Raw genomic sequence first — 26,942 nt, 5'->3', positions numbered from 1 at the left:
TGCGCCCACCCTCCGCTGTTCGCACTCACCCTGCCACCTCTTCCGTCCACCCGTGGCCCGGCTCGTTCAGCCGCTGCTCGATCCGGTCCAGGCTCGCCGGCGACGGCACCAGCCCGGCGTGGCCGCCGGTGGAACCGTGCCCACCGGTCCCGCGCTGGGACCCGGGCAGCTCGGCCACCGGCTCGAACCGCGCCCGCGCGACCCGCTGGACCACGAGCTGCGCGATCCGGTCGCCGCGGGAGATCTTCGCCGGCGTTTCCCGATCATGGTTGATCAGGTTGACCAGGATCTCACCCCGGTAGCCGGCGTCGACCGTACCGGGCGCGTTGAGCACGGTCACGCCGAGCCTGGCCGCCAGGCCGGAGCGGGGATGGACCAGCCCCACGTACCCCTCCGGCAGCGCGATGGCCACGCCGGTGGGCACCAGGGCCCGGCCGCCGGGTGGCAACTCGACGTCCGCAGCCGCCACCAGGTCGGCCCCGGCGTCGCCGGGATGGGCGTACGCGGGCAGCGGCAGCTCGGTGTCGAGCAGCCGTACGGACACGGGTACGACGTCGGTCACAAGTCTCCTCTTCCGTCCGGTTCATCGGGGTGTCCCTGCCATCCTGCCGGTTACCCGGGCCGTCGTGCGCCGTACCCTCGCAGGAGTGAGCATGTCGCCTTCGCCGTCCGCCGGTCAGCCGCCGGTCGCGGCCCGCACGGCCTACGCCGAACGGCTGGATCTGTCCTGGTGGCTGTGGCTGGCCGGGCTGGCGGCCGCCGCGCTGCTGGCCGTCGAGATCTGGATGGGCGCCGACGGCGTCCGCGCCTGGCTGCCGTTCGTGGTGCTGCTGCCGGCCACCGCGGCCGGGCTGTGGTGGCTGGGCCGGATCCGGGTCGCGGTCGCCGACGGCGAGCTGCGGGTGGACGACGCCCGGCTGCCGGTGCGCTTCGTGGCGGACGTGGTGCCGCTGGACGCGGCCGGTCGCCGTGAGGTGCTCGGGGTGGGCGCGGACCCGCTCGCCTTCGTGGTGCAGCGGCCGTGGATCGGCGGGGCCGTGCAGGTCGTGCTCGACGACCCGGCCGACCCGACCCCGTTCTGGGTGGTGAGCACCCGGCACCCGGTCGAGCTGGCCGAGGCGGTGCTGACCGCCCGGGACGCCCGGGCGCGCGTCGACCGCACGGCCGGCGGGCCGGGCTGACCGCACCGGGGCCACGCGCCGGCGGGTGAGCCGCTCAGGTGCCGGTCGGCGGGCCGGGCAGGGCCGGCGGCGGGGCCGGCCGGGCGATGCCGCGCCGGCGCAGGTCCACCTGGAGCTGGTCGGCCATCGAGCGGGTGGCCCGGCGGTTGAGGAAGCTGGCCACCGCCGCGCCGGTGAGGAACGGCCCGAGCGTGGTGAGGTTGCGCCCGAAGCGGCGGAGCAGGGTGTCCCGCAGCTCCTTGCGGGCGGCGGTGCCGAGCACCGCGCCCACCCCCACGCCGGGCATCATCGGGTTGACCCCGCGCTGGGTGGCCCAGGAGTGCACCAGGGCGACCGCCCGCTGGCTGCCGCCGGCCGGAAGCGTCACGCCGTGCACCTCGTGCAGCTCGCCGACCAGCTTCAGTTCCACCGCCACCACGGCGACCGTCTCGGCGGCGAGCAGCACCGGCGCGGAGAGCAGGGTCGGGGCGACCGTCCACTCGACGGCGGCGACGCCCCCGCCGGCCGCGCCGATCCCGGCGGTGGTCCGGGCCGCGTTGCGGATCAATCGTTCGGCCAGGGCGTTGTCGTCCAGGCCCGGGAAGTGTCGACGCAGGGTGGCCAGGTCCCGTACCGGGACGTGCGGTGCGATCTCGGCGACGGTGTCGACCATCCAGCGCACGGCGGCGCGGGGCTTGAACAGGTCGCCGATGCCACGGGCGCGGGCCTGCCCGACCATCCGGGTGAGCAGTTGGCGGCGCCGGGCCGGCTCGACGTCGTCGGCGGTCAACGCCGCGACGGTGGCGCCGAGGTCGTCCGCGCCGCCGCTGGTGTCACCTCGATCGCTCATGGGGTCGGACCTCCCGGTGCTGTGGTTACCCCCTACGAGTCAAGCAGGTACCCACACGTGCCGCACGGCTACACCGGCAGCGGCGGCCCCGATCAGGAGGCCGCCGCTGGTGTCGTGAGTGTCAGACGCACTCGCGGCAGATCAGCTCGCCGTTGCGCTCGACCGCCAGCTGGCTGCGGTGATGCACCAGGAAGCAGCGGGCGCATCGGAACTCGTCCTGCTGCATCGGTAGCACCTTGACCGTGAGCTCCTCGTCGGCCAGGTCGGCGCCGGGCAGCTCGAAGCTCTCGGCCACCTCGGCCTCGTCGACATCCACCGCGCCCGACTGTGAGTCGACGCGCCGGGCCTTGAGCTCTTCCAGGCTGTCCTCGCCGAGGTCGACCTCGTCGCGACGCGGGGCGTCGTAGTCGGTGGCCATCGGTTTCACTCTCCCATATCGATGTTGTCGCTTCCGGTTGTAACGCCGGACGACGCTGTTTCGGTTCCGCTGGCCGGCCACCAGTTGTGTCGGGCACCCGACCCGGGGACCGAACGGGTCGAGACCGCTGGGGCGACGCCCCTGCGAGCGCGGAACCTTACCCCCCCTTGGGCGAGGCATGTATACCGCCCTCGCGGCTGAGATGTACGCCCCAGCACGCGAAGTTGTTCCCAATGTGATTCAGGCGACACGAAGATAGGGGTAGTAGTACCCGGTCAGCGGTCGGCGCGCCGGCATGTCGGACTGTTTCCACGCGACGGCCGGACAACCGTTAACCTCAGCGGCGTATTCGACGGCCGCCGGTCAGTGCGATCGTCGGCGGCTGCCGCCACCCACCTGACGTCCGGGAGCGCCCAGATGAGTTTTGCGCGAGTGCGAGCACTCGTCGTCGTCGGCCTGCTCGGGGTGCTGGCCCTGGCCTTCGTGATCACCGCGCTGGTCCGCGACACACAGGGCAACGCAGGCACGGCCGAGGGCTGCCCGGACGGCTGGCCGCTGGCCGACGTCACCCTGCACGAGCCCAAGGACGTCAAGATCAACGTTCTGAACGCCACCGACGAGCCGGGCCGGGCGGCCGGCGTCGCGGACGACTTCCGCAACCGCAAGTTCCAGGTCAAGAAGGTCGACAACGCGCCCAAGGGGATCGACGAGGTGGCCGTGCTGCGGTACGGCCCCAAGGGCGTCGGCTCGGCGCACCTGCTCCAGGCGTACTTCCTCAACAACGCCGAGCCGGGCTACGACCCGAAGCGCACCGACGACACGGTGGACGTGGTGCTGGGCAGCCGCTTCCAGCAGCTCGCCACGACGACCGAGGTGAACCAGTCCCTCGGCGACCTGGGCTCCCCGGTGGCGCCCCCGGGCTCCTGCCCGGCCCCCGTCGAGAAGAAGTGACCGGCCGCGCCAGCGGGCGCTGACCACTCCGGCACCGGCGGCCCCCTGACCGACGATCAACCCCCGGACGCACCGGCGTGCCGCGGGGCGGAGCGTCGGTCAGGGCCCGCCGGCGGCGTCCAGGGCGGCCAGCCGGTCGTGCAGCGGCGCGAACAGCGCGGGCGGGGCCGCGAGCACCAGGTCCGGGCCGGGGGGACGGCCGTCCAGGCCGGTGACCCGCACCCCCGCCTCGGCGGCCACCAGCCCACCGGCCGCCAGGTCCCAGGCCGCCAGGCCCTTCTCGAAGTACGCGTCCAGCCGCCCCTCCGCGACCAGGCAGAGGTCCAGCGCGGCGGCGCCGAGGCGGCGGATGTCCCGCACGTGCGCGATCAGCCCGGTCACCACCCGGGCCTGGTGCGCCCGGCGGCCGGCGTCGTAGCCGAAACCGGTGGCGACCAGCGCCTGCCCCAGGTCGGTCTCGCCGGAACAGCGCAACCGGACGCCGTCGCGCCAGGCGCCCCCGCCGGCCGTGGCGGTCCACTCCTCGCCGGTGCTGACGTTGCGCACCACGCCGGCGACCACCACCCCGTCCACCTCGGCGGCGAGCGACACGGCGCTGTACGGCAGCCCGTACAGGTAGTTGACGGTGCCGTCGATCGGGTCGACGATCCAGCGCACACCGCCCGGCGCGACCGGCCCGGTGTCCCCCGTGCCGTACTCCTCGCCGAGCACCGCATCGCCCGGCCGCAGCCGGCGCAGCGCGTCGAGCACCTGCCGCTCGACCGCCCGATCCGCCGCGGTGACCACGTCGGTGACCGTACTCTTGGTCGCGGCCACGGCGACGCCCTCCGCCCGCATCCGGTACGCGGTGGCCGCGGCGTCCCGCGCCACGTCGACCGCCATGGCCAACAGATCCCCGGGTGGCGGCACCGAACGGTCCATCCCACATCCCCTTCCCGCACGACCGGGGCGTTCCGGGCCACGCGCGAGTATCATCCTTACAAAGTCCACATCTGCGCCGAATCGGCGGTCCCCACCGCCGGTACGCCGTGCGGCGCAGGATGATCGCCGCAGACGGCGTTACAATTCACCCCTGCCACCGCGCCACGGACCGCCGACCACCGGCCGGCCCGGGACACGGGGGTCCCTCAACCACATCGCCCGGCCCGGTGCCCCACGCTGTGCCGGACGACCCGGCCGTGCCCGCTCTTCGCCTCCGGAAGGTCATTCGTGACAGAACCCCGCCAGACCGGCGCCGACGTTCGCTCGCTCACCGACACCCTGATCGCCCACGCGCAGAGCGCCGGTGGTCAGCTCACGTCGGCCCAGCTCGCGCGCACCGTCGAGTCCGCCGAGGTGACTCCGGCCCAGGCCAAGAAGATCCTGCGGGCACTCTCCGAGGCGGGAGTGACCGTGGTGGTCGACGGCTCGGCCAGCACCCGCCGCCGGGTCGCCGCGGCCCGCTCGACCACGCCGGCGTCCCGAGCCACCACCGCCAAGACCACCAAGAAGGCCGCCGCGCCGGCGCCCAAGCAGGCACCGGCCTCCGACGAGGCCCCGTCGACGCCGGCCCCGCGGAAGGTCGCCGCGCGCAAGGCAGCCGGCAGCACCGCCGAGGTCGCCGCCGCCACGCCGGCGAAGGCCGCGACCAAGTCGACCCGCGCCACCAAGGCGACGGTCGCCGCGGCCGCCGGCGCCAAGCCGACCAAGGCCGGTGGCAAGAAGGGCGAGGGCGCCGAGGGTGAGATCGACCCGGAGGAACTGGCCGCCGCGATCGAGGACGTGGTGGTCGAGGAGCCGGCGGAGCTGACCCAGGCCGCCGAGACCGACGCCGCCGCCTCCGCCACCGACAACGACTTCGAGTGGGACGACGAGGAGTCCGAGGCGCTCAAGCAGGCCCGCCGGGACGCCGAGCTGACCGCCTCCGCCGACTCGGTGCGGGCGTACCTCAAGCAGATCGGCAAGGTCCCGCTGCTCAACGCCGAGCAGGAGGTGGAGCTCGCCAAGCGGATCGAGGCCGGGCTCTACGCCGCGGAGCGGCTGCGCGCCGCCGACGAGGGCGAGGAGAAGCTCAGCCGGGAGATGGTCCGCGACCTGGGCTGGATCTCCCGCGACGGCGAGCGGGCCAAGAACCACCTGCTGGAGGCGAACCTCCGCCTGGTGGTGTCGCTGGCCAAGCGGTACACGGGGCGTGGCATGGCCTTCCTCGACCTGATCCAGGAGGGCAACCTCGGCCTGATCCGCGCGGTCGAGAAGTTCGACTACACCAAGGGCTACAAGTTCTCCACGTACGCCACCTGGTGGATCCGGCAGGCGATCACCCGCGCGATGGCCGATCAGGCCCGCACCATCCGCATCCCGGTGCACATGGTCGAGGTCATCAACAAGCTCGGCCGCATACAGCGCGAGCTGCTCCAGGACCTGGGCCGCGAGCCCACGCCGGAGGAGCTGGCCAAGGAGATGGACATCACACCGGAGAAGGTGCTGGAGATCCAGCAGTACGCCCGGGAGCCCATCTCACTGGACCAGACCATCGGCGACGAGGGCGACAGCCAGCTCGGTGACTTCATCGAGGATTCCGAGGCTGTGGTCGCGGTCGACGCGGTCTCGTTCTCGCTCCTGCAGGACCAGCTCCAGCAGGTGCTGCAGACGCTCTCCGAGCGTGAGGCGGGTGTGGTACGCCTGCGCTTCGGCCTGACCGACGGCCAGCCGCGGACGCTGGACGAGATCGGCCAGGTCTACGGGGTGACCCGGGAGCGGATCCGGCAGATCGAGTCCAAGACGATGTCCAAGCTGCGTCACCCGTCCCGGTCGCAGGTCCTCCGGGATTACCTGGACTGATCGGGTTTCGTCAACCGAACGTGTCGTTTTGGCCACCTGGTGTGCAACACCAGATGGTGATCGTCCGGATGCACGAATGTGATCGTTGACGTGGCACCCTGGGTGCACGGCACACTGTCCCTGCCATGTGTGACCTCGGTCCCCCGCGGGCACACAGGGAAGGCAAGGCATGGCAAGGGTGTTGCACGATAGGTGAGCAACGACCGAAGAGATTGTTCATCGGTGACGACCAGAGGAGGAAGGCGATGACCCCGACCCTCACGCCGCCGCCCGAGACGGTGGCCCCCCCAGCCGCCGATGAACGGTGCGACCGCTGCAATGCTGCCGGCAAGCTCCGGATCACTCTGGCGGGTGGGAGCGAGTTGGTTTTCTGTGGGCACCACGCGAACAAGTACGCGGAGGATCTCGTGAAGATCACCGTCCGGTTCGCGACGGACCCCGAGTTCAGCTGGCGTGGCGCCGATCTGATGGCGAACTGAATCCGCAACCCGACATAGCCGACCGGAGGCACCCCGAGGGTGTCTCCGGTCGGCTTTTCTCTACCCACAACCCAATCCGCGCCCCGCGCGAAGATCGTGCACGATCCTGGTTGTAGTGGCGTCGGCGCGCCGGGAGACCACTACAACCAGGACGTTGCACGATCTTGGCGGGCTGACCCGCCAGAGAGCGCATTCCGCCGGTCGCGGCGGACGTGCCAGGGCCTGAAGCCCGCCGACGTCCCAGAAACGCGCGGCGCGAAGATCCGCACAACTTCCGGGAAAGTGCTGCCTCGACGCGCCCGGAGGCAGCAGTTTCCCGGAAGCTGCGCGGATCTTGCGGCACGGCCGCCGCAGGTGGTGCCGGTGGGGTCAGAGGGTCTGCACGGTGGCGATGCGTTCCTCTAGCTGTTCGATGGTGGCCTGGGCGCTCGGCGGGCCGCCGCAGAGCCGGCGCAGCTCGGCGTGGATCTTGCCGTGCGGCTGGCCGGTGCGGTGGTGCCGGGCGGCCACCAGAGCGTTCAGCTGCCGCCGGAGCGCCACCCGGCGCTGGGCGGCACTCATCGGTGCCGGGGGCGCCGCGGTGGGCGCACCGGCCGGCTGGGCGGCCCGCTCGGCGCTGCGGCGGCGCTGGGCGGCGAGCTGGTCGGCCTGTCGCTTCGTCAGCAGCAGGGAGACCTGGTCGGCGGTGAGCAGGCCGGGCAGGCCGAGGTACTCCTCCTCCTCGGGGGTGCCCGCCTGGGCCGCGGTGCCGAACGACGCGCCGTCGAAGATCACCTGGTCCAGTTCGGCGGTGGCCGAGAGCGCCGCGAACCGCTTTTCCAGCTCACCGCTGGCCTGATCGTCGCGCTGCGCCCGTTCCAGCAGGTCGTCGTCGAAACCGTCGGATTCCTTGGGCTTGCCGAGCACGTGGTCCCGCTCGGTCTCCATCTCGCTGGCCAGCCCGAGCAGGTGCGGCACGCTGGGCAGGAAGACCGACGCGGTCTCCCCTGGCCGGCGGGCCCGGACAAACCGGCCGATCGCCTGGGCGAAGTAGAGCGGGGTGCTGGCGCTGGTGGCGTAGACGCCGACGGCGAGGCGCGGGATGTCGACACCTTCGGACACCATCCGCACCGCGACGAGCCACCGCTGGTCGGACGCCGCGAACGTCGCGATCCGCGCGGACGCCCCCTGGTCGTCGGAGAGCACCACGGCCGCCTTCTCGCCGGTCACCTGCTCGATCAGCTTGGCGTACGAGCGGGCCGTCTGCTGGTCCGTGGCGATGATCAGACCGCCGGCGTCGGCCATCCCGGCGTTGCGCAGCACGGTGAGCCGGGCGTCGGCGGCCCGCAGCACCTGCGGCATCCAGTCCCCGGCCGGGTCCAGGGCGGTACGCCACGCCTGCGCCACCAGGTCCTGGGTCATCGGTTCACCGAGCCGGGCGGCCAGCTCCTCCCCCGCGTTGGTCCGCCAGCGGGTCTCTCCCGAGTACGCCAGGAAGAGCACGGGCCGGACCACGCCGTCGCGCAGCGCGTCGGAGTAGCCGTACACCGAGTCGGCTCGGGAACGCAGCAGCCCGTCACCGCCGCGCTCGTAGCTGACGAACGGGATCGGGTTGTCGTCGGAGCGGAACGGTGTCCCGGTGAGCATCAGCCGGCGTACGGCGGGCTCGAAGGCGGCCTTCACGCCGTCACCCCAGGACCGGGAGTCGCCGGCGTGGTGGATCTCGTCGAGGATGACCAGGGTGCGCCGGGTCATGGTGCGCCGCCGGTGCACCTGCGGGGCCATCCCGACCTGGGCGTAGGTGACCACCGCGCCGTGGAAGTCGGCCGCGGAGTGCACGTCGGCGTTGCGGAACGCGGCGTCGAGCTGGATGCCCACCCGGGCCGCGGCCTCGGCCCACTGGTTCTTCAGGTGCTCGGTCGGGGCGACGACCGTGACGGCCTCCACCGTGCCGTCCCCGAGCAGTTCGGCCGCGATCCGCAGGGCGAAGGTGGTCTTGCCCGCGCCCGGTGTGGCGACCGCGGTGAAGTCCTCGCTGCGCCGGCGCAGGTACTCCACCAGGGCCTTGCGCTGCCAGGCACGTAGTGCCGGGAACGTCTCGAGCACCGGCGTCCGGGCTGCCACGCGAAGCTCCTCTCCGACCGCACGATGGCGGACCCCGGGCGAGGGCCACGAGTACCGCCGCCCATGAAAACGCCTCCGCGCAGTAGCTGCCGCGAAGGCCGACTCAGCATAACCAGCGCCGGCCCCATGGCCCAGGCGACGCCACGCTGGTCACATCCACCACCCCGCCCGCGCCGTCCCGGGAAGCCCGGCAGCCCGTCGGCCGGCGGGCTCACCACTCCCGGTCGGTGCGCGGATCGGCCCCACCGGTACGTGGCGGGCGCAGCGTCGCCACCGGCGCCGACCAGCGCCGGCGCAGCGCGATGAGGCGCAGCCCAAAGACCAGCACGGCGGCGGCGGTGAGCGGCGCCGGCCCGGTCTGCCCGGTGACGTACAGCAGCGCCACCGCGACCGAGCCGACCAGGGCGGCCACCGCGTAGATCTCCCGGCGGAGCACCACCGGGATCTCCGCGGTGAGCAGGTCACGGCCGAGCCCGCCGCCGATCGCGGTGAGCATGCCGATCAAGCAGGCACCGACCGCCGGCACCCGGGCGTCGAGCGCCTTGAGCGTGCCGGTCACGGTGAACAGCCCGAGGCCCGCCGCGTCCAGCACCAGCACTGTGGTGCGCAGCCGGGCCAGCTGCGGGTGCAGCCAGAAGACGGCGAGCGCGGTGATCGCGGCGGTGGTGGCGTACCGCCAGTCGGCGAATGCCAGCGGCGGCACCTCGTCGATGACCAGGTCCCGGAAGATCCCGCCGCCGAGGGCGGCCACGAAGCCGACGAACGCGACGCCGAACAGGTCGAGCCGCTTGGCCACCGCGGCCGAGGCCCCGGACGCGGCGAAGACGGCCACCCCGGTCAGGTCGGCGAGGAGCAGGGCGGTGGAGGTGGTCACCGCCGCAGGCTACGTCGCCGGCCGGAACACCGGCCGCGATTCACTCGCGGTACGAGTCGTAGATCTCCTTGCACTTCGGGCAGACCGGCGAACCCGGCTTGGCCGCCTTGGTGACCGGGAAGGTCTCCCCGCAGAGCGCGACGACGAAGGTGCCCATGACGGCACTCTCGGCGATCTTCTCCTTGCGGACGTAGTGGAACATCTCGGGACCGGTGTCGGCGTCCTTCAGCTCCGGACGCTCGAGAACCTCTGTGCTCACGTCTGCACCTCCAACCGTCAAGTTTGGCAGGTCATCACGGCCGGGTCCACTTGAGGCCGGCGCAGGCCCCACCCCGTACCGTGGCCCCCCGTGACTGACTTTCGCATCAGCTACGGCACCGAGGTGGCCGACGCACTGCACGACGGCCGGCCCGTCGTCGCCCTGGAGAGCACCATCGTCTCGCACGGCCTGCCCCGGCCGGAGAACCTTCGGGTGGCTCGGGAGATCGAGCAGGCGGTCCGGGACGCCGGGGCGGTCCCGGCGACGATCGGCATGATCGGCGGCCAGCTGGTGGTCGGCCTGGACGACGCGCAGCTGACCCGACTGGCCACCGTCGATGGAGTGACCAAACTCTCCGTCCGCGATCTCGCGGTGGCGGCGGCGACCGGCGCGGACGGTGCCACCACCGTGGCCGCGACCAGCGCGGTGGCCGCCGCGGCCGGGATCGGCGTGTTCGCCACCGGAGGTCTGGGCGGGGTGCACCGGGAGGCGGCGCACACCTTCGACGAGTCGGCGGACCTGATCACCCTGGCCCGCACCCCGATCGCGGTGGTCTGCGCCGGCGTCAAGTCGATCCTCGACGTGGGCGCCACCCTGGAGCGGCTGGAGACCCTCGGGGTCGCCGTGGTCGGGTACGGCACCCACCGGTTCCCCGGCTTCTACCTCACCGACGGCGGCTTCGACCTCGACTGGTCGGTCGACTCACCGGAGCAGGTCGCCGCCGTGCTCGCCGCCCGTGACCGGCACGCCGTGCACGCCGGCGGCCTGATCGTCGCCAACCCGCTGCCGGTCGACGAGCAGCTCGACCCGGAGCTGCACGACCGGACCCTCGCCGAGGGCCTGGCCCTGCTGGAACGCGACGGGGTGACCGGCAAGGCCGTCACCCCGTACCTGCTGGCGCACTTCCACTCGGCCACGGAGGGCGCGAGCCTGGCCGTGAACGTGCGGATCATCCTGCGTAACGCCGACCTGGCCGCGCGGATCGCGGTTGCGGCCGCCCGCGCCGACGCCATTCCGGCATGACCCGACCGGCCCGGGTGGTCGTCGTCGGGGACGTGATCACGGATGTGGTCGCGGTGCTGTCCGGGCCGCTCGCGGCGGGTTCGGACACCTCGGCCGGTATCAGCATCGGCGGCGGCGGCCAGGCGGCCAACACCGCGGCCTGGATCGCCGCGCAGGGGGTGGACGTCACGCTCGTCGGCGCCGTCGGGGACGACGACGCGGGGCGCGACCGGATGGCCGAGCTGGACCGTGCCGGTGTCGACTGTGCGATCGAGCGGGTCGAGGGCGTTCCGACCGGCACGGTGATCGTGCTGGCCACCGACGGCGAGCGCACCATGGTGAGCCAGCGGGGCGCGAACCTGCGGCTGAGCGCCGAGCACGTCGAGGGGGCCCTCGCGGCGGTGCCCGACGCCGGGCACCTGCACCTGTCCGCGTACACCCTGTTGGACGCCGGGTCGCGCGGCGCCGGGCTGCGCGCGCTGGCCGCCGCCCGCGAGCGCGGGCTCACCACCAGCGTCGACGCAGCCTCCGCGGCGCCGCTGCGGCGGGTCGGTGCGGCGGCCTTTCTGGGTTGGGTACGCGACGTCGACCTGCTGCTGGTGAACGCGGACGAGGCGACGGTGCTGGCCGGCGGGCTGGACCCCGCGGCGCAGGGGCGGGCGCTGTCGGCGACGGCCCGGCGGGTGGTGGTCAAGCGCGGCGCGGCCGGGGCGGTCTGGGTGGACCGCGCGGCGGCGCTCTGCGCGGCTCCGGCACGGCGGGTGGCGGTGGTGGACGTCACCGGGGCGGGCGACGCCTTCGCGGCCGGTCTGCTCACCGCCTGGCTCGGCGGCGCCACCCCGACTGCCGCGCTGGGCCGCGCCACCGACCTGGGTGCCCTGGCCGTCTCCACCGTCGGCGCCCGGCCACTGCCGTGACCTGTCGGACCCTGGCCCGGGCGCGGGTCAGGGTTCGACGTCGATGACCTTGTGCGGACGTTCCTCGGCCGTGAGGCTCATCGGCGGGGTGTCGTCCCGCAGCCGGGGGCGGAACCGGTTGGCCAGTCGGTGCTCCTCCTTGGGCGGCCGGTCGTTGGCCAGCAGCACGGCCAGCCACGGGATGAGCACCATGCCCAGGGCGCACAGCGGCAGCCAGAGCCAGAGCAGTGGGGCGTTCGCGCCGACCAGGATCGCGCCGAGAATGATGCAGGCCACCCGGATGCCCATCATCAGGACATACCGGCGCTGACGGCTGGTCAGCTGATCGTTCTGGCTGCGCGAGGCGTCGGTGATCAGAATCGGCTGGTACGCCTGACGCTTCACCATGAACCTCCTCAAGGGGATTACGACTCATCCTGTCACCGCGCGACCGTGATCAGCGAAATTCAACTCATCCCGCTGCGTGTTACGTCCGTGGTACGCTGCGCGCGTGGGCAGCAGGTTCAGCTTCACCGACGAGGCGTTGGCCAACCTGAGGGTCTACGACGTCACACCCGGGGAAGTCTGGGAGGCGCTGCACAGCGCCCGACGGGTGATCCGCCACCTGGGCGACGACGTGATGGTGGTCTACGCCGCCTCCGGCGGGGCCGCCGACTGGCGGTGCTGCTCGCCGAGGCCGACGGCACCGACAACGACTGGGACATCCTCTCCGCCCGTGAGCTGAGCGACGTCGAGTCCAAGCGCTACGACGAGGCCGTGCGGAGAGATCGCCGATGAGGAGGCCGTGACGATGCACCGTAACGACGCGACCAAGCAGTTCCACAGCGGCGACGACCGGATCGCCGAGCTGATCGACGAGAGCCCGGCGGTGGACCTGCCCACCCCCGACACCGACGTGCCGATGGTGAGCCGGTCGGTTCGGCTGCCGCTGGAGACCTACGAGCGGGTGCGGGCTGCCGCCGACGCCCGCGGCATCGGGGTCACCACACTGATGCGGCAGTGGATCGAGGCCGGGCTTGCCGACCTGGACGACTCCGCCACCGTCTCGCTCGCCGACGTCCGGCGCGCGCTGGCCTCGCTGGCCCACCCGACCGCCGCCTGAGCGACACCCCGGTGCGGGTCAGCCGTCGGTGGCCTTCGCCTTCGCGGCCGCCTTCATCTGCTGCTTGTACTCCCGCACCCTGCGCAGCGAGTCGGCGTCGGTGACGTCGGCCACCGACCGGTACGCGCCCGGGTCGCCGTAGCCGCCGGCCGCCTCCCGCCAGTCCTGCGGGGTCACCCCGAACCGCTTGCCGAGCAGGGCCACGAAGATCTGCGCCTTCTGCTTGCCGAAGCCGGGCAGCTCGGCGACCCGGCGGAACAGTTCCGGCCCGTCGGCCACGTCGGACCAGAGCCCGGCGGCGTCGCCGTCGTAGCGATCCACCAGGACCTGGCACACCTCCTGCACCCGGGCCGCCATCGCCTTGGGGAACCGGTGCAGGGCGGGCGGGGTGGCGAAGAGCGCGATCAGCGCGTCCGGGTCGTACCCGGCCAGCTCGGCCGCGTCCAGGTCGTGGCCGAGCCGCTGCGCCAGCACGTACGGCGAGGAGAACGCCTTCTCCATCGGCACCTGCTGGTCGAGAACCATGCCGATGAGCCGGGCCAGGGGGCTGCGCTCCAGCAGACGGTTGGCCTCGGGGTCGATGGGCAGCACGAGCGTCATGGACACATCCTGCCCGGCCACCGACCCGGGGTGAACACCGACGCTCCGGGTTCGATCCGGCGGGTGGCGCCGACCGGGGGCAGGGCGGGGGGCAGGATGGCGGAGTGGACGAACACGACATGCTGCTCTCCCCTGCCGGCATCGACGCGCTGCGCACCGCGCTGACCCGGGCCGGGTTCACCAGCAACGGCATCGCGGGCCGGCTCGGCTCCCAGGCCACCGGCGGGGTCGCGCGCAACGACTACCGGGCCGCGCTGCGGGCCACCGAGGACCGCGACCCGCTCGGCACCCTGATCCGGGTGTTCATCTGCGACCAGACCGAGTCGGAGGCGACCGTGGCCGCCGCGCTGGCGCCGCTGGACCTGGCGGAGGCGATCGCCGGCGGGCTGGTCGAGCGGCACGGCGACGGCCTGCGCGCCGGCGTCGACCTGGAGCCGTACGGCGACGACTGGTGGGTGCTCGCCGACGTGCCGGCCAGCGCCCGGCCGGGCCGACCGCTGCACTCCGAGCACGTGCTCGGCATCGGCGGAGCCACCCAGACCCTGATCGGCGCGACCGTCCGCCGGCCGGTCGACACCGCGTTGGATCTCGGCACCGGCTCCGGCATCCAGGCCCTGCACCTGGCCACCCACGCCAGCCAGGTGACCGCCACCGACCTGTCGAAGCGGGCCCTGCGCTTCGCCGCGACGACCGCCGCGCTCAACGGCCAGGACTGGGAGCTGCTGCGCGGCGACATGGTCGCGCCGGTGGCCGGCCGCCGCTTCGACCTGGTGGTGAGCAACCCGCCGTTCGTGGTCGGCCCCGGCACCACCACGCACGTCTACCGCGACTCCGGCCGGGTGGGTGACGCGATCGGCGCCGAGCTGGCCGCCGCCGCCCCCGGCCTGCTCACTGAGGGCGGCACCATGCAGTACCTGGCGAACTGGGTGCACGTCGCCGGTGAGGAATGGGACGAGCGGGTGGCCGGCTGGTTCGCCGGCACCGGCCTGGACGCCTGGGTGATCCAGCGCGAGGTGGCCGACCCGATGGCGTACGTCAACCTGTGGCTCACCGACGTCGGCGAGAGCGCGGACCCGGAGCGGATGGCCGCCTGGCTGGACTGGTTCGACGCGCACAAGGTGGAGGCGATCGGCTTCGGCATCGTGTCGCTGCGCCGCAGCGGGCGCGCCGACCCGGTGGTCCGGGTGGAGGACCTGCGCCAGCGGGTGCAGCCGCCGCTGGGCGACCAGGTCGCCGCCTGGTTCGACCGTCAGGACTTCCTGCGGGTACGCGACACCGACGCGCTGCTCGCCGAGCGCTACCGGGCCGCCGACGGCCTCCAGCTCCGCCAGGAGGCCACCATGGGCGACGAGGGCTGGGCGGTGGACCGGCAGGTCCTCGCTATGCCGCACGGCCTGCGGTGGACCGAGGAGGTCGACCCGCTGGTGCTGGCGCTGGTCGGCGGGGCCGACGGTCGGCTGCCGCTCCGCGACCAGCTCGCCCTGCTGGCCGCGGCGCACGACGTCGAGCCGGACGAGCTGGCCGAGGCTGCCGGACCGATCGTCGCGCACCTGGTGGAGCGGGGCCTCATCGAGCCGGTGACCGGCTGATGCGGGCGGTGGTGCAGACGGTCGGCCGGGCCAGCGTGACGGTCGACGGCGCGGTGGTCGGCGCGATCGAGGACGGGCTGCTGGTGCTGCTCGGTGTGACCCACACCGACACGGCCCAGACCGCCGCGACCATGGCCCGCAAGGTTCACGAGCTGCGGATCCTCGACGACGAGCGGTCCGCGGCCGACACCGGTGCGCCGGTCCTGGTGGTCAGCCAGTTCACCCTCTACGGCGACGCCCGCAAGGGCCGCCGTCCGACCTGGACCGCCGCCGCCCCAGCCGAGGTGGCCGAGCCGTTGGTGACGGCGGTCGTGGAGGCGCTGCGCGAGCGGGGCGCCAAGGTCGAGACGGGCCGCTTCCGGGCCCACATGCTGGTCGAGAGCGTCAACGTCGGCCCCCGCACGATCCTCCTGGACCTCTGACCCGCCGCCACCCCCACCTCCGGACGCCGGGGCCGGGGCGGGGGTCAGGAGAAGAGGCCTCGGCGTTGGAGGGACTGGCGGAGCCAGCCGTCGAGTTCGGCGGCCCAGTCGGTGCGGTCGGCGGTGGCGTGGTCGACGGTGAAGCGGCCGAAGGCGTCCCGGCCCTCGGTGAACACGCCGCCGCGCTTGTCGACCTCCAGCACCACCTGCATCTGCTGAGAGTCGGCGATGAAGGTGACCTCCAACTGGTTGATCGAGCGGGCGTACTGCGGCGCCGGGCTGAACTCGATCTCCTGGTAGAACGGCAGCGTCTGCCGGACGCCGTAGATGTGACCGCGCTCCACATCGGCGCGGGCGAACCGGAAACCCAGCCGCAGCAACGCGTCCAGCAGCCGCTCCTGCGCCGGCAGCGGGTGCACCGACACCGCGTCCAGGTCGCTCTTGTCGACCGCGCGGGCCACCTCCAGCTCCGTACGCAGCCCCATCGTCATGCCGTGCAGGTGCTGCCCGTACAGCTCGGTGACCGGCGTCTCCCACGGCACGTCGAAGCGGAACGGGATGTCGTGGCGCTGCCCGGGATCCAGCCGGAACGCGCCGGTGACCCGCTGGCGGTGGAACTCCTGGGTGGTGTCGTAGTCGTTGTCGCCGCTCTCCACCTCGACCCGGGTGACCAGGCCGAGCGTCACGTGGTCGATGTCGACCTGGTGGTCACCGCCGACCACCTGGATGCGGCCCTCCAACGGGCCGCCTGGGCGGCAGTTCGGGTTGGCCAGCACCGTCTCCACCGACGGGCCGCCGACCCCCATCGCCTTCATGAGCCGCTTGAAGACCATGCCGTCCTCCCTCTCCTGTCGCCGCCAGCCGTGGGTGGCCGACCGTCGGCACGGTAGCCGGGGCGGGCAACGACCCACCGGGGCGACACACCGCGCCCGCGACCCGACCGGATTCCTGTCGGGTGGCCGATCGCCTCACTCCCGTTTTACGCCCCGCCCGCCAAGCTGTGTGTCACACCGGCACCACTGGGCCGGAGACACGGCACAGACGTGGACACGGGGAGAGACAGAGATGGTCCTGCAGATGACGGAAAACCGGACGCGACCGGCCGCCAGCACCGACACCGACGGGAGCATCGAGGTCCTCGCCGACCTGGACGCCACCGACGAGCGCGGCATCTCCACCGACCTGGTCCGGGCCTACCTCAACGGGATCGGCCGGACGAAGCTGCTGACCGCGGCGCAGGAGGTCGACCTGGCCCGGCGGATCGAGGCCGGCCTGTTCGCCGACGAGAAGCTGGCCACCTGCACCCCCGTCTCGCCCGAGCTGCGAGCCGATCTCGAGCTGATCGTCGCGGAGGGCCGGGCGGCCAAGGACCACCTGCTGGAGGCGAACCTGCGGCTGGTGGTCAGCATCGCCAAGCGTTACACCGGACGCGGAATGGCGTTCCTCGACCTGATCCAGGAGGGCAACCTCGGCCTGATCCGGGCGGTGGAGAAGTTCGACTACGCCAAGGGCTACAAGTTCTCCACGTACGCCACCTGGTGGATCCGGCAGGCGATCACCCGCGCGATGGCCGACCAGGCCCGCACCATCCGCATCCCTGTGCACATGGTCGAGCAGGTCAACCGGATGGTCCGGGCCCGCCGCGAGCTGGCGGTGACGCTGGGCCGTGAGCCCACGGTCGCCGAGGTCGCCCGGGCGCTGGAGATCCCCGAGTTCCAGGTCATCGAGCTGATCTCGTACGACCGCGAGCCGGTCAGCCTGGACCAGGCCGTCGGCGACGACGGCGAGAGCGCGCTCGGTGACTTCGTGGCCGCGGTGGACCCGCGTGCCGAGCCGGGCGACGCGGCCGCGCAGGGCGAGCTGCGCAACGAGGTGAGCATCGTGCTGGCCACCCTGTCCCAGCGGGAGCAGGCGGTCATCCGGCTCCGGTTCGGCCTGGACGACGGCCGGCAGCGCACCCTGGACGAGGTCGGCCGGGAGTTCGGCCTGTCGCGGGAGCGGATCCGGCAGATCGAGAAGGTGACGCTGCTGAAGCTGCGCGCGCCGGAGCGGGCCCAGCGCCTGGAGGCGTACGCCTGCTGACGCACCGGTTCCCATGGAAGGCCCCGGCGGTTCGCCGGGGCCTTCCATGCTGTCGCGGTGCTTGACTGGGGCACGGATCCGCGATAGAAACCACACGGTTATAAAACCAGGAGGTTATAAAGCGGTGGGCACCGAACTGTTGGACGCGACCTTCGCGGCACTGGCCGACCCGACCCGGCGAGCCATCCTCGCCCGGCTCGCGGCCGGTGAGGCGACCGTGACGGAGCTGGCAGCGCCCTTCGCGATGAGCCAGCCTGCGATCTCCAAGCACCTCAAGGTGCTGGAACGCGCCGGCCTGGTCAGCCGGGGCCGGGACGCCCAGCGCCGGCCGTGCCGGCTGGAGGCCCGCCCGCTGCGGGAGGCCACGGCCTGGCTCGCCGACTACCGCGACTACTGGGCGGAGAGCTACCAGCGTCTCGACGCCCTGCTCGACGAACTCCAGGCAGTCGAGCAGACCGACGCCGAGCGCCAGGGCGCCCAGGTGGACGGGGCCAGCGGATGACCGGCGTCGACGACCCGCTCGTCGTACACACCCCGGGCGACCGGGAGATCGTGCTGAGTCGACTGTTCGACGCACCGGCGCACCTGGTGTTCGCCGCCTTCACCGAACCGAGGCTGCTGGTCCGGTGGTACGGCGCGCGGGGCTGGCGGCTGGCGGAGTGCGACGTCGACCTGCGGGTCGGCGGGCGGTGGCGGTTCGTGTCACGAGGCCCGGAAGGGGCCCGGATGGTCCAGGCCGGGGTCTACCGGCGGATCGAGCCACCACACCGGCTGGTCTGCACCGAACTCTTCGACGACCAGTCCTACCCGGGCGAGACGCTGGTCAGCCACGAGTTCACCGAGCTGGCCGGCCGAACGACGGTCACCACCACGCTGCGGTACGCCACCCCCGAGGGGCGGGACACCGTGCTGCGCTACCCGATGGCCCGGGGCGTGGGGCAGAGCTACACGCGGCTCGCCGAGCTGCTGCACCCGACAACGACGATGCGAGGAGAGACACCGTGAACTGGACGTTGGAAGTCGTGATCGTGCCGGTCTCCGACGTGGACCGGGCGAAGACGTTCTACGCCGACCGGCTCGGCTTCGTCGTGGACCACGACACGGTCATCGGCGACGACGCGCGCCTCGTCCAGCTGACCCCGCCCGGCTCGGGCTGCTCGGTCGTGATCGGCAAGGGCGCCGTCCCGGACATGCCGCCGGGCTCGCTCAAGGGCCTGCAACTGGTGGTGCCCGACCTGGAGCGGGCGCGCGCCGAGCTGGTCGAACGGGGTGTGGACGTCAGCGAGATCCAGGTGCTGGGCGCCAACCCGAGCCCCACGCCGCACCCGCTGGACAACGTCGGCTTCGTCTTCTTCACCGACCCGGACGGCAACGCCTGGGCGGTGCAGCAGATCTCCAGCCGCGCCTGACGGGACGCGACGAAGGAGGGGATTCACAGGCGGCGCGGGCCGGTGTCGGGGCGGGCGGCCACGCCGCCGATCCGTACCTGCGCGTGCAGGACGGAGATGCCGTCCGGGCGGGCGAGCACCGGGTTGAGGGTCAGCGACCGCACCCGGGGCTGCTCGTCCGCGAGCTGACCGACCCGCAGCAGCAGGTCCGCCAGGGCCGCCCGGTCGACCGGGGCCGCGCCCCGGTGCCCGCGCAGCAGCGGCGCCGCCCGGGGCTCGTCGACCAGCTCGGCGGCGTCCCGATCGGTCAACGGCACCGCGCGCCAGGCCCGATCGCCGAGCAGCTCGGTGGCGACGCCACCGAGACCGAAGCCGACCACCGGCCCGAACGCCGGGTCCTCGACCAGCTCCACCACGCAGGCCACGCCGGGCGGAACCATCGGCTGCACCAGGACGTCCGCTCCGAAGACCGCCGCCAGCTCCGCGTACGCCCGGCGGACCGTCGGCTCGTCGGGCAGGTCCAGCCGGACCGCGCCGAGGTCGAGCCGGTGCCGCAGCCCGGGAGCGGCGGCCTTGAGTGCCACCGGGAAACCCAACCGCGCCGCCGCGTCGGCCGCGCCGTCGACCGAGTCGACCGGCACCGACGCCACCACGTCGATGCCGTACGCGGCCAGCAGCGCGGTCGGGTCGATGGTGTCGGCGCGCAGGGCGGCCTGCGCGGCGGCCCGGTCGATCCGGGGCAGCTCGGGTGCCACCCCGGGCGGCCGGCGCAGCCACTCGGCGTACCGGTGCACCCGGGCGAGGGCCCGCACCGCCTCCTCCACGCCGCCGTACGCCGGCACCCCCGCCGGCAGCCGGCCCACCAGGACGGTCGCCACGGTCGGCTTGCCCAACGCGAGGACGGCCGGCAGCGCGGCGGTGACGTCGGCGTCCACATCGGTCAGCTGACCGGGCAGCGGCGGGGCGAAGACCACCACCAGGGCGTCCACCTGGTCGTCGCCGGCCGTCTCGGCCAGCGCGGTCGCGAACTCGGCGGCGCCGGCGCGCGGCCCGACGTCGCGGGGGTAGCCGTCGACGACGGTGAGGCCCTGCCCGGCGCAGGCGGTGGCGGCCAGCCCGGTGAGCGCCGAGGAGTTGCCGACCACGCCGACCCGGCCACCGGCGGGCAGCGGCTGGTTGGCCAGCAGCACCCCCACGTCCAGCAGCTCCGGCACGGTGTCCACCCGGATCACCCCGGACTGGGCGAAGAGGGCGGCCACCGCCACCTCGTCCGGCCCGGCGGTGTCGCCCACCCCGGCCGGGCGGGCCGGTGAGGCGAGCGCCACGACCGGCTTGGCCCGACCGATCCGCCGGGCCAGCCGGGCGAACTTGCGCGGATTGCCGAAGGTCTCCAGGTACAACATGATCACGTCCGTGCCGGGGTCGTCCTGCCAGTACTGGAGCAGGTCGTTGCCGGAGACGTCGGCCCGGTTGCCGGCCGAGACGAAGCTCGACAGCCCCAGGCCGCGCCGGTCGGCCTCGGCGAGCAGCGCCACCCCGAACGCGCCGGACTGGCTGAAGATGCCGACCCGGCCGGCCGGCGGGAGCGCCGGGGCGAGGGTGGCGTTGAGGCGTACCGCCGGGTCGGTGTTGGCCACGCCGAGACAGTTCGGGCCGACCACCCGCATCCCGGCGGCGTGTGCCGCGCGGACCAGCGCACGCTGTGCCGCGGCGCCCTCGGCGCCGGCCTCGGCGAAACCGGCGGAGATCACCACCAGGCCGTGCACGCCGGCGGCCGCCGCGTCGGCCACCACCGCGGTCGCCGCCTCCGGTGGCACCGCCACCACCGCCAGGTCCACCGGCGCCCCGGCGTCGACCGCCGACGGGTACGCGGGCAGCCCCGCCACGGTCGACGCGCTCGGATGCACCGGCACCACCGCCCCGGTGAAGCCGCCGTCGCGCAGGTGACCGAGCACCGCCGCGCCGACGCCCTGCCCGGTCGCGCTCGCGCCGTAGACGGCGATGCCGCGCGGCGCGAGCAGCCGGGCGATCGAGCGGGCCTCCGTGCGGTGCTCCCGCCCGCGCTGCACCTCGAGGGTGGCCTCGGTGGGCGCGATCGGGAAGCTCAGGTGCACCACGCCGTCGGCGAACTCGCGCTGGACCTGGTAGCCGAAGTCGGCGAAGACCCGCAGCATCGGTCCGTTGGCCGGCAGCACCTCGGCGACGAAACGCATGATGCCGTTGCGGCGGGCGGCGTCCGCCAGGTGCTCCATCAACACCGAGCCGATGCCCCGGCCCTGGTGGGCGTCCTCCACCACGAAGGCGACCTCGGCCTCCGGCGCCTGCGGGCCGAGCCGCTCGTAGCGGCCGACCGCGACGATCCGGTCGCCGGCCAGCACCACGAACGCCTCCCGGTCGTGGTGGTCGACGGTGACGAAGCGGATCAGATCCCGCTCGGGGATGCGCGGGTACGGCGAGAAGTAGCGCAGGTAGCGGGTGCGCTCGGAGAACCGGCCGTGCATCGCCACGATGGCCGGCGCGTCCTCCGGCCCGATTGGTCGCAACTGGACGGTGCTGCCGTCGCTGAGCAGCACGTCCACCGGCTGGTCCACGGTGGTCACCGGCGTGGTCCTCCCCCGGCCCGCCTCAGTCCCGCGGATCGTGCGGGTCGAGCCCGAGCAGCGGGAAGACCGTCTTGCGGGTGGCCGCGATCGCCCGGTCCACGGCGTTCGGCTCGCCGGTCGGCTGCCACGGCTCGAACGACGGGTCCGCGTCGTCGGTCATCCGCAGCGGCACCTCCCGGCCGGGACGACGGGCGGCGGCCAGGGCCCGCCAGGCCGGCGGGGTGAGCGTCGCCGGATCGACCGGATCCCCGGTGGCCACCGCCAGCAGGTGACTCCAGGCCCGGGGCACCACCTCGACCAGCGCGTACCCGCCACCGCCGGTGGCCACCCAGCGGCCGCCGCACAGCTCGTCGGCGAGCGCCCGCAGCGCCAGGTAGGTGGCCCGCTGACCGTCGACCGTGAGGTTGAGGTCGGCGAGCGGATCCAGCCGGTGCCCGTCGGCGCCGCACTGGCTGACCAGCACCTGCGGCCGGAAAGCGCGCAGCACCGACGGCACGATCGCGTGGAAGGCCCGCTGCCAGCCGGTGTCGTCGACGCCCGGCGGCAGGGGCATGTTGACCGCGGTGCCGTGCGCGCCCGGCCCACCGGTCTCGTCCGGGAAGCCGGTGCCCGGGAAGAGCGCCAGCGGGGTCTCGTGCAGGCTGACCGTGAGCACCCGGGGGTCGTCCCAGAAGATCTGCTGCACCCCGTCGCCGTGGTGCACGTCCACGTCCACGTACGCGATCCGCTCCGCGCCCAGGTCGAGCAGGCGGGCGATGGCCACCGCCGGGTCGTTGTAGACGCAGAAGCCGGAGGCCCGCGCGGGCATCGCGTGATGCAGGCCACCGGCCACGTTCACCGCCCGCAGGGCGTCGCCGCGCCAGACCGCCTCGGCGGCGGCCACGCTGGCGCCGGCGATCAGGGCGCTGGACTCGTGCATGCCGTCGAAGACCGGGTTGTCGGAGGTGCCCAGCCCGTACCCGGCGAACAGGGGGTCGCGCGGCGCGGCGCGCACCGCGGCCAGGTAGGACGGGTCGTGCACCCGGGTGAGCAGGGCGTCGTCGGCGGGCTCCGGCTTGACCAGGCGGACCCCCGGACGGTCCAGGATGCCCAGCTCACGGGCGAGCGCGATGGTCAACTCCACCCGGACCGGGTCGAGCGGATGGTCACCCATGTCATAGGCGAGCAGCGACTCGTCCCACACCACCACCGTGTCGTCGGACATGAGCCCATCGTCGCACGAGGACCGTCCGCACGCGCTGGTCAGAGGTCGGGTGTCGGCCCGGAGGCGACCGGCCGGGTCGGGTCGGCCACCCAGTTGCTCCACGATCCGACGTAGAGAGCCGCGTCCGGTCGGCCCGCCAGGTGCAGTGCCAGCACGGCCTGCGCGGCGGTCACCCCGGAGCCGCAGTACGCCCCCACCGACCGCTCCCCGGTCACCCCGGCGGCGGCGAACCGCTCCCGCAGCACGTCGGCGGCCGGGAAGCGCCCGTCCGGGCCGACGTACTCCCCGGCGGGCAGGTTCGCCGCACCCGGGACGTGCCCGGCGACCGGATCGATCGGCTCGACCTCGCCCCGGTAGCGGGGCGCGGCACGCACGTCGAGCAGTACGGCGTCGTCCGCGGCCGCCATCGCGGCGGCCTGCCCGGCGTCGAGCACCGGAAGGTCGCCGGGGCGCACCTCGACGTCGCCGGGAGCCGGGGCGGGCGCCGCGGTGGAGACGGGTCGACCGGCGGCGACCCAGGCCGGGTACCCACCGTGCAGCAGGCGGACCGGGCGGTGCCCCGCCCAGCGCAGCGTCCACCAGGCCCGGGCGGCGGCCAGGCCGTCGCCGCCGTCGTACACCACCACGGAATGACCGGCCCGGACGCCGGCGGCCCGCAGCGCGGCCTGCAACGCCGCCGGGTCGGGCAGCGGATGACGGCCACCGGCGCCGGGCGGCCCGCAGAGCGCGGTGTCCAGGTCGACGAAGACCGCGCCGGGCAGGTGGCCGGTCAGGTAGTCGTCGCGGCCGGGCGGGCCGGTGAGCCGCCAGCGGACGTCGAGCAGGGTGGGCGGGTCGGCGCGGTCGAGCTCGACGGCGAGCCGGTCGACCTCGACCAGCGGCTCCTGGGTACCGGACATGGCGACCATCCAACACCATCCCGGTCGTCGGCTCGCGGGTCGGCGGAGGTCGATCGCCCTTTCCGCGAGGTAGCATCGTGCACCGGAGGGCCGCTGACGTCATGAAGTCTCACGACCTGGTCGACACGACCGAAATGTACCTGCGCACCATCCTCGAGTTGGAGGAGGAGGGGGTGCCGCCGCTGCGCGCCCGGATCGCCGAGCGACTCAAGCAGAGCGGTCCCACCGTGAGCCAGACCGTGGCTCGGATGGAGCGCGACGGCCTGCTCACCGTCGAGGGCGACCGGCACCTGATGCTCACCGCGCAGGGTCGCGGCACTGCGGTGTCCGTGATGCGCAAGCACCGCCTCGCCGAGCTGCTGCTGGTCAACGTCATCGGGATGCCCTACGAGGAGGCCCACGAGGAGGCCTGCCGCTGGGAGCACGTGATGAGCGACGCCGTGGAGAAGCGGGTGTACGACCTGCTCAACCGGCCGACCCGCTCGCCGTACGGCAACCCCATCCCGGGTCTGGAAGAGCTGGGCTCTCCGGAGGCGGAGACCACCGATGCCGGCGAGGGTGAGCGCAACCTGGCCTTCCCCGGCCTGTCCGGGCCGGTCGTGGTCCGCCGGATCTGCGAGAGCGTGCAGACCAACGCCGACGTGCTGCGCCAGCTGCACGCCGCCGGTGTCGACCCGGGTGCCACGGTGACCGTGGCCCAGGAGCGCGACGGGGTGTCGATCGACCGCTCCGGTGACCGGGTGCGGCTGCCCCGTGAGGTCGCGTCCCGGGTGTTCGTCGCCGCCAACTGACCAACCGCGGGCCAGGAGGGCTGGCCCCGGGCGTCACAACGCCCGGGTGTCCACCTTCTTGGCCAGCGCGATCAGGTCGCCGGCCAGCTTCTCGGCCGCCGCGCGCTCGGCGCCGCGTGCCGCCGTCCAGCTCAGCGTGGCCAGTCGCCCCTCGGCGGTCAGCCACCCGACCTCGGCCACCGGCCCCTGCCCGCTCGCCGCAGCGACGGTCCGCCGGTACGCCTGCTGACCCAGCCCGGTGACCTTCGCCGCCTTGTCGGGCACCACGTCCGCGCCGTAGGTGGTCTTGTCGATCTTGGCGTCGGTCACGCTCAGCGTCAGCTCCGGCAGCGTCGCGCGCTCGGCCCGGACGACGCACGTGTACGTGTCGCCCCGTTCGCTGGCCGCCGCCACGTCGAAGCGCACCTTGACCAGTCGCTCGATGACGGTGAAGTCCAGCAGGCGGCAGGCACCGCCCGACGACGCCGCCGCCACGTCCGCCGCGATCGGCGCCGGCGGTGGCACCGCCACCGGCTCGGCCTCGGCCCCGCAGCCACTCACCAGCAGCCCCGCCAGCCCGGCGACCACGATCCGCCCGCGCACACTCCACCCTCTCGCCGACCGACGGCGGAAGGCGCCCGCCGGATGTCCGTCGGACACCGTACGGGGTGTCCGGGCCGGGCGGAACCCCTCGTTCGGCGGGTCCGCCGCGACCCGGCCGACGCTCATCCGGCCGGCGGGTCATCCACGTACGGGCAGTGCCGGCAGCCGCGCCCGCAGCACGTGCCACGGCGGGCCAGGAAGCCGGCGCTGAGCACGAACAACCCGGTCGCCGGGTCGAGGTAGCCGGCCTCCCCGGCGGCCAGCGCGGCCGCGTGCGCGGCGAGAATCCGGGACCGGTCGGGGTGCTCGGGCGGCAGCCGGGACGGGTGCGGCTCGGTGAGCGGCCGGTCCGCCAGCGGTCGTCGCTCTCCGGTCACCGCAGCAGTCTAGGGACGGCGTCCGGGCTGGCCGAGGGACGGTACCCGCCCCGTCGAGCGGGCCGGCGACCCGACCGGGGCGCGAAATGCGGTGTCGTGTGCGAGCGCCGCCCCGATAGGGTCCCCGGGCCGCCGGCCGGCGGCCCACGTGACCGCACAGACAGGCTGTGATCGTGACCCAGCAGGTGACCCAGGCCCCGGCGAGCGCGACCAGCGCCGTCCCGTCGCTCTGGCGCAGCAGGAACTTCCTCCTGCTGTGGGGCGGTCAGACGGTCAGCGAACTGGGCACCCGGATCGCCAACGTGGCGGTGCCGCTGCTCGCCGCCAACGTCCTCGACGCCAGTGTGTTCCAGATCTCCCTGCTGACCGTCCTGGCCTGGCTGCCGTACCTGCTCTTCTCGCTGCCGGCGGGCATCGTCGCCGACCGGCTCGACCAGCGGCGGCTGATGATCGCGTGTGACCTGGGTCGGGCCGCGCTCATGCTGTCGCTGCCGGTGGCCGCTCTGGTCGGCCAGCTCACCCTCCCCTTCCTGTACGCGGTGGTCGGGCTCGGCGGGGTGCTGACCGTGCTGTTCACCGTGGCGTACAAGAGCCTGCTGCCCCGGCTGGTGCCGGCGGACCTGCTGGTGGACGGCAACGCCAAGCTCACCATCAGCGAGGATGCCGCCGAGCTGGTCGGCCCGACGGTCAGCGGCGTGCTGATCGGGCTGGTCGGCGCCGCCCGGACCTTCCTGACCAACGGGTTCGCCTTCCTGGTCAGCGCGCTGACGCTGATCCTCATCCGTGAAGCGCCGGTACGCCGCGAGCCGGCTCCCCGGGTGCCGCTGCGGGTGGAGCTGACCGACGGGCTCCGCTTCATCCGGCGGCAACCGATCCTCGTCAGCATCCTGGCCTGCACCACCTGGTCGAACTTCTGGGTGATGGCGTCCGGCTCGATCGAGGTGACCTTCCTGGTCCGCGAGCTGCACGCCGACCCGGTGCAGGTGGGGCTGGTCTTCTCGGTCAGCGCGGTCGGCGGGCTGGTGGTGGGGGTGCTGGCCGCCCGGCTGACCGCCTGGCTCGGCTCGGCCCGGGTGATCTGGGTGGCGATGGCCGCACCGGGCCCGTTCTACCTGCTCATGCCGCTGGCGCAGCCCGGCTGGGGGCTGCTGCTCTACGGGGTCGGGCTGGCCGCGTTCTCGGCCAACGCGGTGCTGTTCAACGTGGCGGCGATGTCGTACCGGCAGCGGATCACCCCACCGGCGATCCTCGGTCGGGTCAACGCGGCGTTCCTCTGGATCTGCCTCGGCGTGATCCCGCTCGGGGCGTTGACCGGCGGTGCGCTCGGCACCGCGCTGGGGCTGCGCGCCGCCCTCTGGGTATGTGTGCTGGGCACCTGGGCCGCGTGCCTCTTCGTGGTCTGCTCGCCGCTGCGCCGACTGCGGGACATGCCGCCGGTGTCGTCGGAGGGTGCGCCGGTTTCGTCGTAGG

At 73.5% G+C, this 26,942-nt stretch carries 31 protein-coding genes; 16 read left to right on the top strand and 15 right to left on the bottom strand.

Annotated features, from left to right (window positions below):
* Window positions 1-25: 25 nt before the first annotated feature.
* Complete coding sequence (gene dut / locus AB0K07_RS07030) at window positions 26-562, bottom strand: dUTP diphosphatase (protein WP_363751656.1); 537 nt, start codon at window positions 560-562, stop codon at window positions 26-28.
* A gap of 91 nt (window positions 563-653) precedes the next feature.
* Here dut and AB0K07_RS07025 point away from each other — a divergent pair, with 91 nt between their 5' ends.
* Window positions 654-1,181, top strand: coding sequence for a DUF3093 domain-containing protein (locus tag AB0K07_RS07025; RefSeq protein WP_363752748.1), 528 nt, complete (start codon window positions 654-656; stop codon window positions 1,179-1,181).
* Between the two features lie 34 nt (window positions 1,182-1,215).
* On the opposite strand, the gene AB0K07_RS07020 is transcribed toward AB0K07_RS07025, so the two are convergent.
* Window positions 1,216-2,010, bottom strand: coding sequence for a hypothetical protein (locus AB0K07_RS07020; RefSeq protein ID WP_363751654.1), 795 nt, complete (start codon window positions 2,008-2,010; stop codon window positions 1,216-1,218).
* Window positions 2,011-2,131: 121 nt separating this feature from the next.
* On the bottom strand, window positions 2,132-2,428 hold the full coding sequence (locus AB0K07_RS07015) for a DUF4193 domain-containing protein (protein ID WP_007075406.1): 297 nt from the start codon (window positions 2,426-2,428) through the stop codon (window positions 2,132-2,134).
* 432 nt (window positions 2,429-2,860) lie between these two features.
* Here AB0K07_RS07015 and AB0K07_RS07010 point away from each other — a divergent pair, with 432 nt between their 5' ends.
* Window positions 2,861-3,379 carry a LytR C-terminal domain-containing protein gene (locus tag AB0K07_RS07010; protein WP_363752745.1) on the top strand — a complete coding sequence of 173 codons (519 nt, stop codon included), beginning with the start codon at window positions 2,861-2,863 and terminating at the stop codon, window positions 3,377-3,379.
* A 99-nt stretch (window positions 3,380-3,478) separates the two neighbouring features.
* On the opposite strand, the gene AB0K07_RS07005 is transcribed toward AB0K07_RS07010, so the two are convergent.
* Window positions 3,479-4,300, bottom strand: a complete 822-nt coding sequence (locus AB0K07_RS07005; RefSeq protein ID WP_363751653.1) for an inositol monophosphatase family protein — start codon at window positions 4,298-4,300, stop codon at window positions 3,479-3,481.
* A 288-nt stretch (window positions 4,301-4,588) separates the two neighbouring features.
* Between AB0K07_RS07005 and AB0K07_RS07000 the strand changes: the two genes are divergently transcribed.
* Both AB0K07_RS07000 and AB0K07_RS06995 read left to right on the top strand, forming a co-directional pair.
* Window positions 4,589-6,199, top strand: coding sequence for an RNA polymerase sigma factor (locus AB0K07_RS07000; RefSeq protein ID WP_363751651.1), 1,611 nt, complete (start codon window positions 4,589-4,591; stop codon window positions 6,197-6,199).
* A 245-nt stretch (window positions 6,200-6,444) separates the two neighbouring features.
* Complete coding sequence (locus tag AB0K07_RS06995) at window positions 6,445-6,678, top strand: hypothetical protein (protein WP_074474066.1); 234 nt, start codon at window positions 6,445-6,447, stop codon at window positions 6,676-6,678.
* Window positions 6,679-7,047: 369 nt separating this feature from the next.
* Here AB0K07_RS06995 and AB0K07_RS06990 read toward each other — a convergent pair whose 3' ends face one another.
* The 3 genes from AB0K07_RS06990 to AB0K07_RS06980 form a co-directional block, all read right to left on the bottom strand.
* A complete protein-coding gene (locus AB0K07_RS06990) occupies window positions 7,048-8,781 on the bottom strand; it encodes a DEAD/DEAH box helicase (RefSeq protein WP_363751649.1) in 1,734 nt (577 codons plus the stop codon).
* A 211-nt stretch (window positions 8,782-8,992) separates the two neighbouring features.
* Window positions 8,993-9,655: a trimeric intracellular cation channel family protein gene (locus tag AB0K07_RS06985; RefSeq protein WP_363751647.1), complete on the bottom strand. Its 663-nt coding sequence runs from the start codon at window positions 9,653-9,655 to the stop codon at window positions 8,993-8,995.
* 40 nt (window positions 9,656-9,695) lie between these two features.
* Window positions 9,696-9,914, bottom strand: coding sequence for a DUF3039 domain-containing protein (locus tag AB0K07_RS06980; RefSeq protein WP_007456912.1), 219 nt, complete (start codon window positions 9,912-9,914; stop codon window positions 9,696-9,698).
* 90 nt (window positions 9,915-10,004) lie between these two features.
* Between AB0K07_RS06980 and AB0K07_RS06975 the strand changes: the two genes are divergently transcribed.
* Window positions 10,005-10,937 carry a pseudouridine-5'-phosphate glycosidase gene (locus AB0K07_RS06975; protein WP_363751645.1) on the top strand — a complete coding sequence of 311 codons (933 nt, stop codon included), beginning with the start codon at window positions 10,005-10,007 and terminating at the stop codon, window positions 10,935-10,937.
* Complete coding sequence (locus AB0K07_RS06970; protein ID WP_363751644.1) at window positions 10,934-11,833, top strand: PfkB family carbohydrate kinase; 900 nt, start codon at window positions 10,934-10,936, stop codon at window positions 11,831-11,833. The genes AB0K07_RS06975 and AB0K07_RS06970 overlap by 4 nt, the downstream gene beginning before the upstream one ends.
* Before the next feature lie 27 nt (window positions 11,834-11,860).
* Here the strand turns inward: AB0K07_RS06970 and AB0K07_RS06965 are convergent, their stop codons facing one another.
* On the bottom strand, window positions 11,861-12,220 hold the full coding sequence (locus tag AB0K07_RS06965; RefSeq protein ID WP_363751642.1) for a DUF3099 domain-containing protein: 360 nt from the start codon (window positions 12,218-12,220) through the stop codon (window positions 11,861-11,863).
* A 103-nt stretch (window positions 12,221-12,323) separates the two neighbouring features.
* Here AB0K07_RS06965 and AB0K07_RS06960 point away from each other — a divergent pair, with 103 nt between their 5' ends.
* Window positions 12,324-12,557, top strand: a complete 234-nt coding sequence (locus tag AB0K07_RS06960) for a hypothetical protein (RefSeq protein WP_363751641.1) — start codon at window positions 12,324-12,326, stop codon at window positions 12,555-12,557.
* 66 nt (window positions 12,558-12,623) lie between these two features.
* The gene (locus AB0K07_RS06955) at window positions 12,624-12,935 is read left to right on the top strand and encodes a hypothetical protein (protein WP_074318058.1); all 312 of its coding nucleotides are present in this window, start codon (window positions 12,624-12,626) and stop codon (window positions 12,933-12,935) included.
* A gap of 18 nt (window positions 12,936-12,953) precedes the next feature.
* Here AB0K07_RS06955 and AB0K07_RS06950 read toward each other — a convergent pair whose 3' ends face one another.
* Window positions 12,954-13,535 carry an HhH-GPD-type base excision DNA repair protein gene (locus AB0K07_RS06950; protein WP_363751640.1) on the bottom strand — a complete coding sequence of 194 codons (582 nt, stop codon included), beginning with the start codon at window positions 13,533-13,535 and terminating at the stop codon, window positions 12,954-12,956.
* Between the two features lie 104 nt (window positions 13,536-13,639).
* On the opposite strand from AB0K07_RS06950, the gene AB0K07_RS06945 reads away from it, so the two are divergent.
* Entirely contained in the window at window positions 13,640-15,124 is a 1,485-nt protein-coding gene (locus tag AB0K07_RS06945; RefSeq protein ID WP_363751638.1) for a methyltransferase, read from the top strand.
* Window positions 15,124-15,546, top strand: coding sequence for a D-aminoacyl-tRNA deacylase (dtd, locus tag AB0K07_RS06940; RefSeq protein ID WP_363751637.1), 423 nt, complete (start codon window positions 15,124-15,126; stop codon window positions 15,544-15,546). The genes AB0K07_RS06945 and dtd overlap by 1 nt, the downstream gene beginning before the upstream one ends.
* Before the next feature lie 44 nt (window positions 15,547-15,590).
* Here dtd and AB0K07_RS06935 read toward each other — a convergent pair whose 3' ends face one another.
* Window positions 15,591-16,379, bottom strand: a complete 789-nt coding sequence (locus tag AB0K07_RS06935; RefSeq protein WP_363751636.1) for a sporulation protein — start codon at window positions 16,377-16,379, stop codon at window positions 15,591-15,593.
* Window positions 16,380-16,623: 244 nt separating this feature from the next.
* On the opposite strand from AB0K07_RS06935, the gene sigB reads away from it, so the two are divergent.
* The 4 genes from sigB to AB0K07_RS06915 all read left to right on the top strand — a co-directional run bounded on the left by sigB (window position 16,624) and on the right by AB0K07_RS06915 (window position 19,037).
* On the top strand, window positions 16,624-17,628 hold the full coding sequence (sigB, locus tag AB0K07_RS06930) for an RNA polymerase sigma factor SigB (RefSeq protein ID WP_363751635.1): 1,005 nt from the start codon (window positions 16,624-16,626) through the stop codon (window positions 17,626-17,628).
* Window positions 17,629-17,752: 124 nt separating this feature from the next.
* Window positions 17,753-18,130, top strand: a complete 378-nt coding sequence (locus AB0K07_RS06925; protein WP_363751633.1) for a metalloregulator ArsR/SmtB family transcription factor — start codon at window positions 17,753-17,755, stop codon at window positions 18,128-18,130.
* Window positions 18,127-18,633 carry an SRPBCC family protein gene (locus tag AB0K07_RS06920; RefSeq protein ID WP_363751631.1) on the top strand — a complete coding sequence of 169 codons (507 nt, stop codon included), beginning with the start codon at window positions 18,127-18,129 and terminating at the stop codon, window positions 18,631-18,633. The genes AB0K07_RS06925 and AB0K07_RS06920 overlap by 4 nt, the downstream gene beginning before the upstream one ends.
* A complete protein-coding gene (locus AB0K07_RS06915; protein WP_363751629.1) occupies window positions 18,630-19,037 on the top strand; it encodes a VOC family protein in 408 nt (135 codons plus the stop codon). Before AB0K07_RS06920 ends, AB0K07_RS06915 begins: the two co-directional genes overlap by 4 nt.
* Before the next feature lie 23 nt (window positions 19,038-19,060).
* On the opposite strand, the gene AB0K07_RS06910 is transcribed toward AB0K07_RS06915, so the two are convergent.
* From AB0K07_RS06910 to AB0K07_RS06900, 3 genes are read right to left on the bottom strand one after another with little or no spacing between them, the layout of a single operon-like run.
* Window positions 19,061-21,616: a GNAT family N-acetyltransferase gene (locus AB0K07_RS06910; protein WP_363751627.1), complete on the bottom strand. Its 2,556-nt coding sequence runs from the start codon at window positions 21,614-21,616 to the stop codon at window positions 19,061-19,063.
* Between the two features lie 25 nt (window positions 21,617-21,641).
* The gene (locus AB0K07_RS06905; RefSeq protein WP_363751626.1) at window positions 21,642-22,823 is read right to left on the bottom strand and encodes an acetoin utilization protein AcuC; all 1,182 of its coding nucleotides are present in this window, start codon (window positions 22,821-22,823) and stop codon (window positions 21,642-21,644) included.
* 38 nt (window positions 22,824-22,861) lie between these two features.
* Window positions 22,862-23,722, bottom strand: coding sequence for a sulfurtransferase (locus tag AB0K07_RS06900; RefSeq protein WP_363751624.1), 861 nt, complete (start codon window positions 23,720-23,722; stop codon window positions 22,862-22,864).
* A gap of 101 nt (window positions 23,723-23,823) precedes the next feature.
* Between AB0K07_RS06900 and AB0K07_RS06895 the strand changes: the two genes are divergently transcribed.
* Window positions 23,824-24,513 carry a metal-dependent transcriptional regulator gene (locus tag AB0K07_RS06895; protein WP_363751623.1) on the top strand — a complete coding sequence of 230 codons (690 nt, stop codon included), beginning with the start codon at window positions 23,824-23,826 and terminating at the stop codon, window positions 24,511-24,513.
* 33 nt (window positions 24,514-24,546) lie between these two features.
* Here AB0K07_RS06895 and AB0K07_RS06890 read toward each other — a convergent pair whose 3' ends face one another.
* Both AB0K07_RS06890 and AB0K07_RS06885 read right to left on the bottom strand, forming a co-directional pair.
* Window positions 24,547-25,095: a hypothetical protein gene (locus tag AB0K07_RS06890; protein WP_363751622.1), complete on the bottom strand. Its 549-nt coding sequence runs from the start codon at window positions 25,093-25,095 to the stop codon at window positions 24,547-24,549.
* A gap of 122 nt (window positions 25,096-25,217) precedes the next feature.
* The gene (locus AB0K07_RS06885) at window positions 25,218-25,472 is read right to left on the bottom strand and encodes a DUF5522 domain-containing protein (RefSeq protein WP_363751621.1); all 255 of its coding nucleotides are present in this window, start codon (window positions 25,470-25,472) and stop codon (window positions 25,218-25,220) included.
* 173 nt (window positions 25,473-25,645) lie between these two features.
* Between AB0K07_RS06885 and AB0K07_RS06880 the strand changes: the two genes are divergently transcribed.
* The gene (locus AB0K07_RS06880; protein ID WP_363751620.1) at window positions 25,646-26,941 is read left to right on the top strand and encodes an MFS transporter; all 1,296 of its coding nucleotides are present in this window, start codon (window positions 25,646-25,648) and stop codon (window positions 26,939-26,941) included.
* The last annotated feature ends 1 nt before the right edge of the window (window position 26,942 follow it).

Source organism: Micromonospora sp. NPDC049301 (assembly GCF_040678715.1).
Lineage (GTDB): Bacteria > Actinomycetota > Actinomycetes > Mycobacteriales > Micromonosporaceae > Micromonospora.
This window is presented reverse-complemented; position numbering and strand designations above follow the sequence as displayed.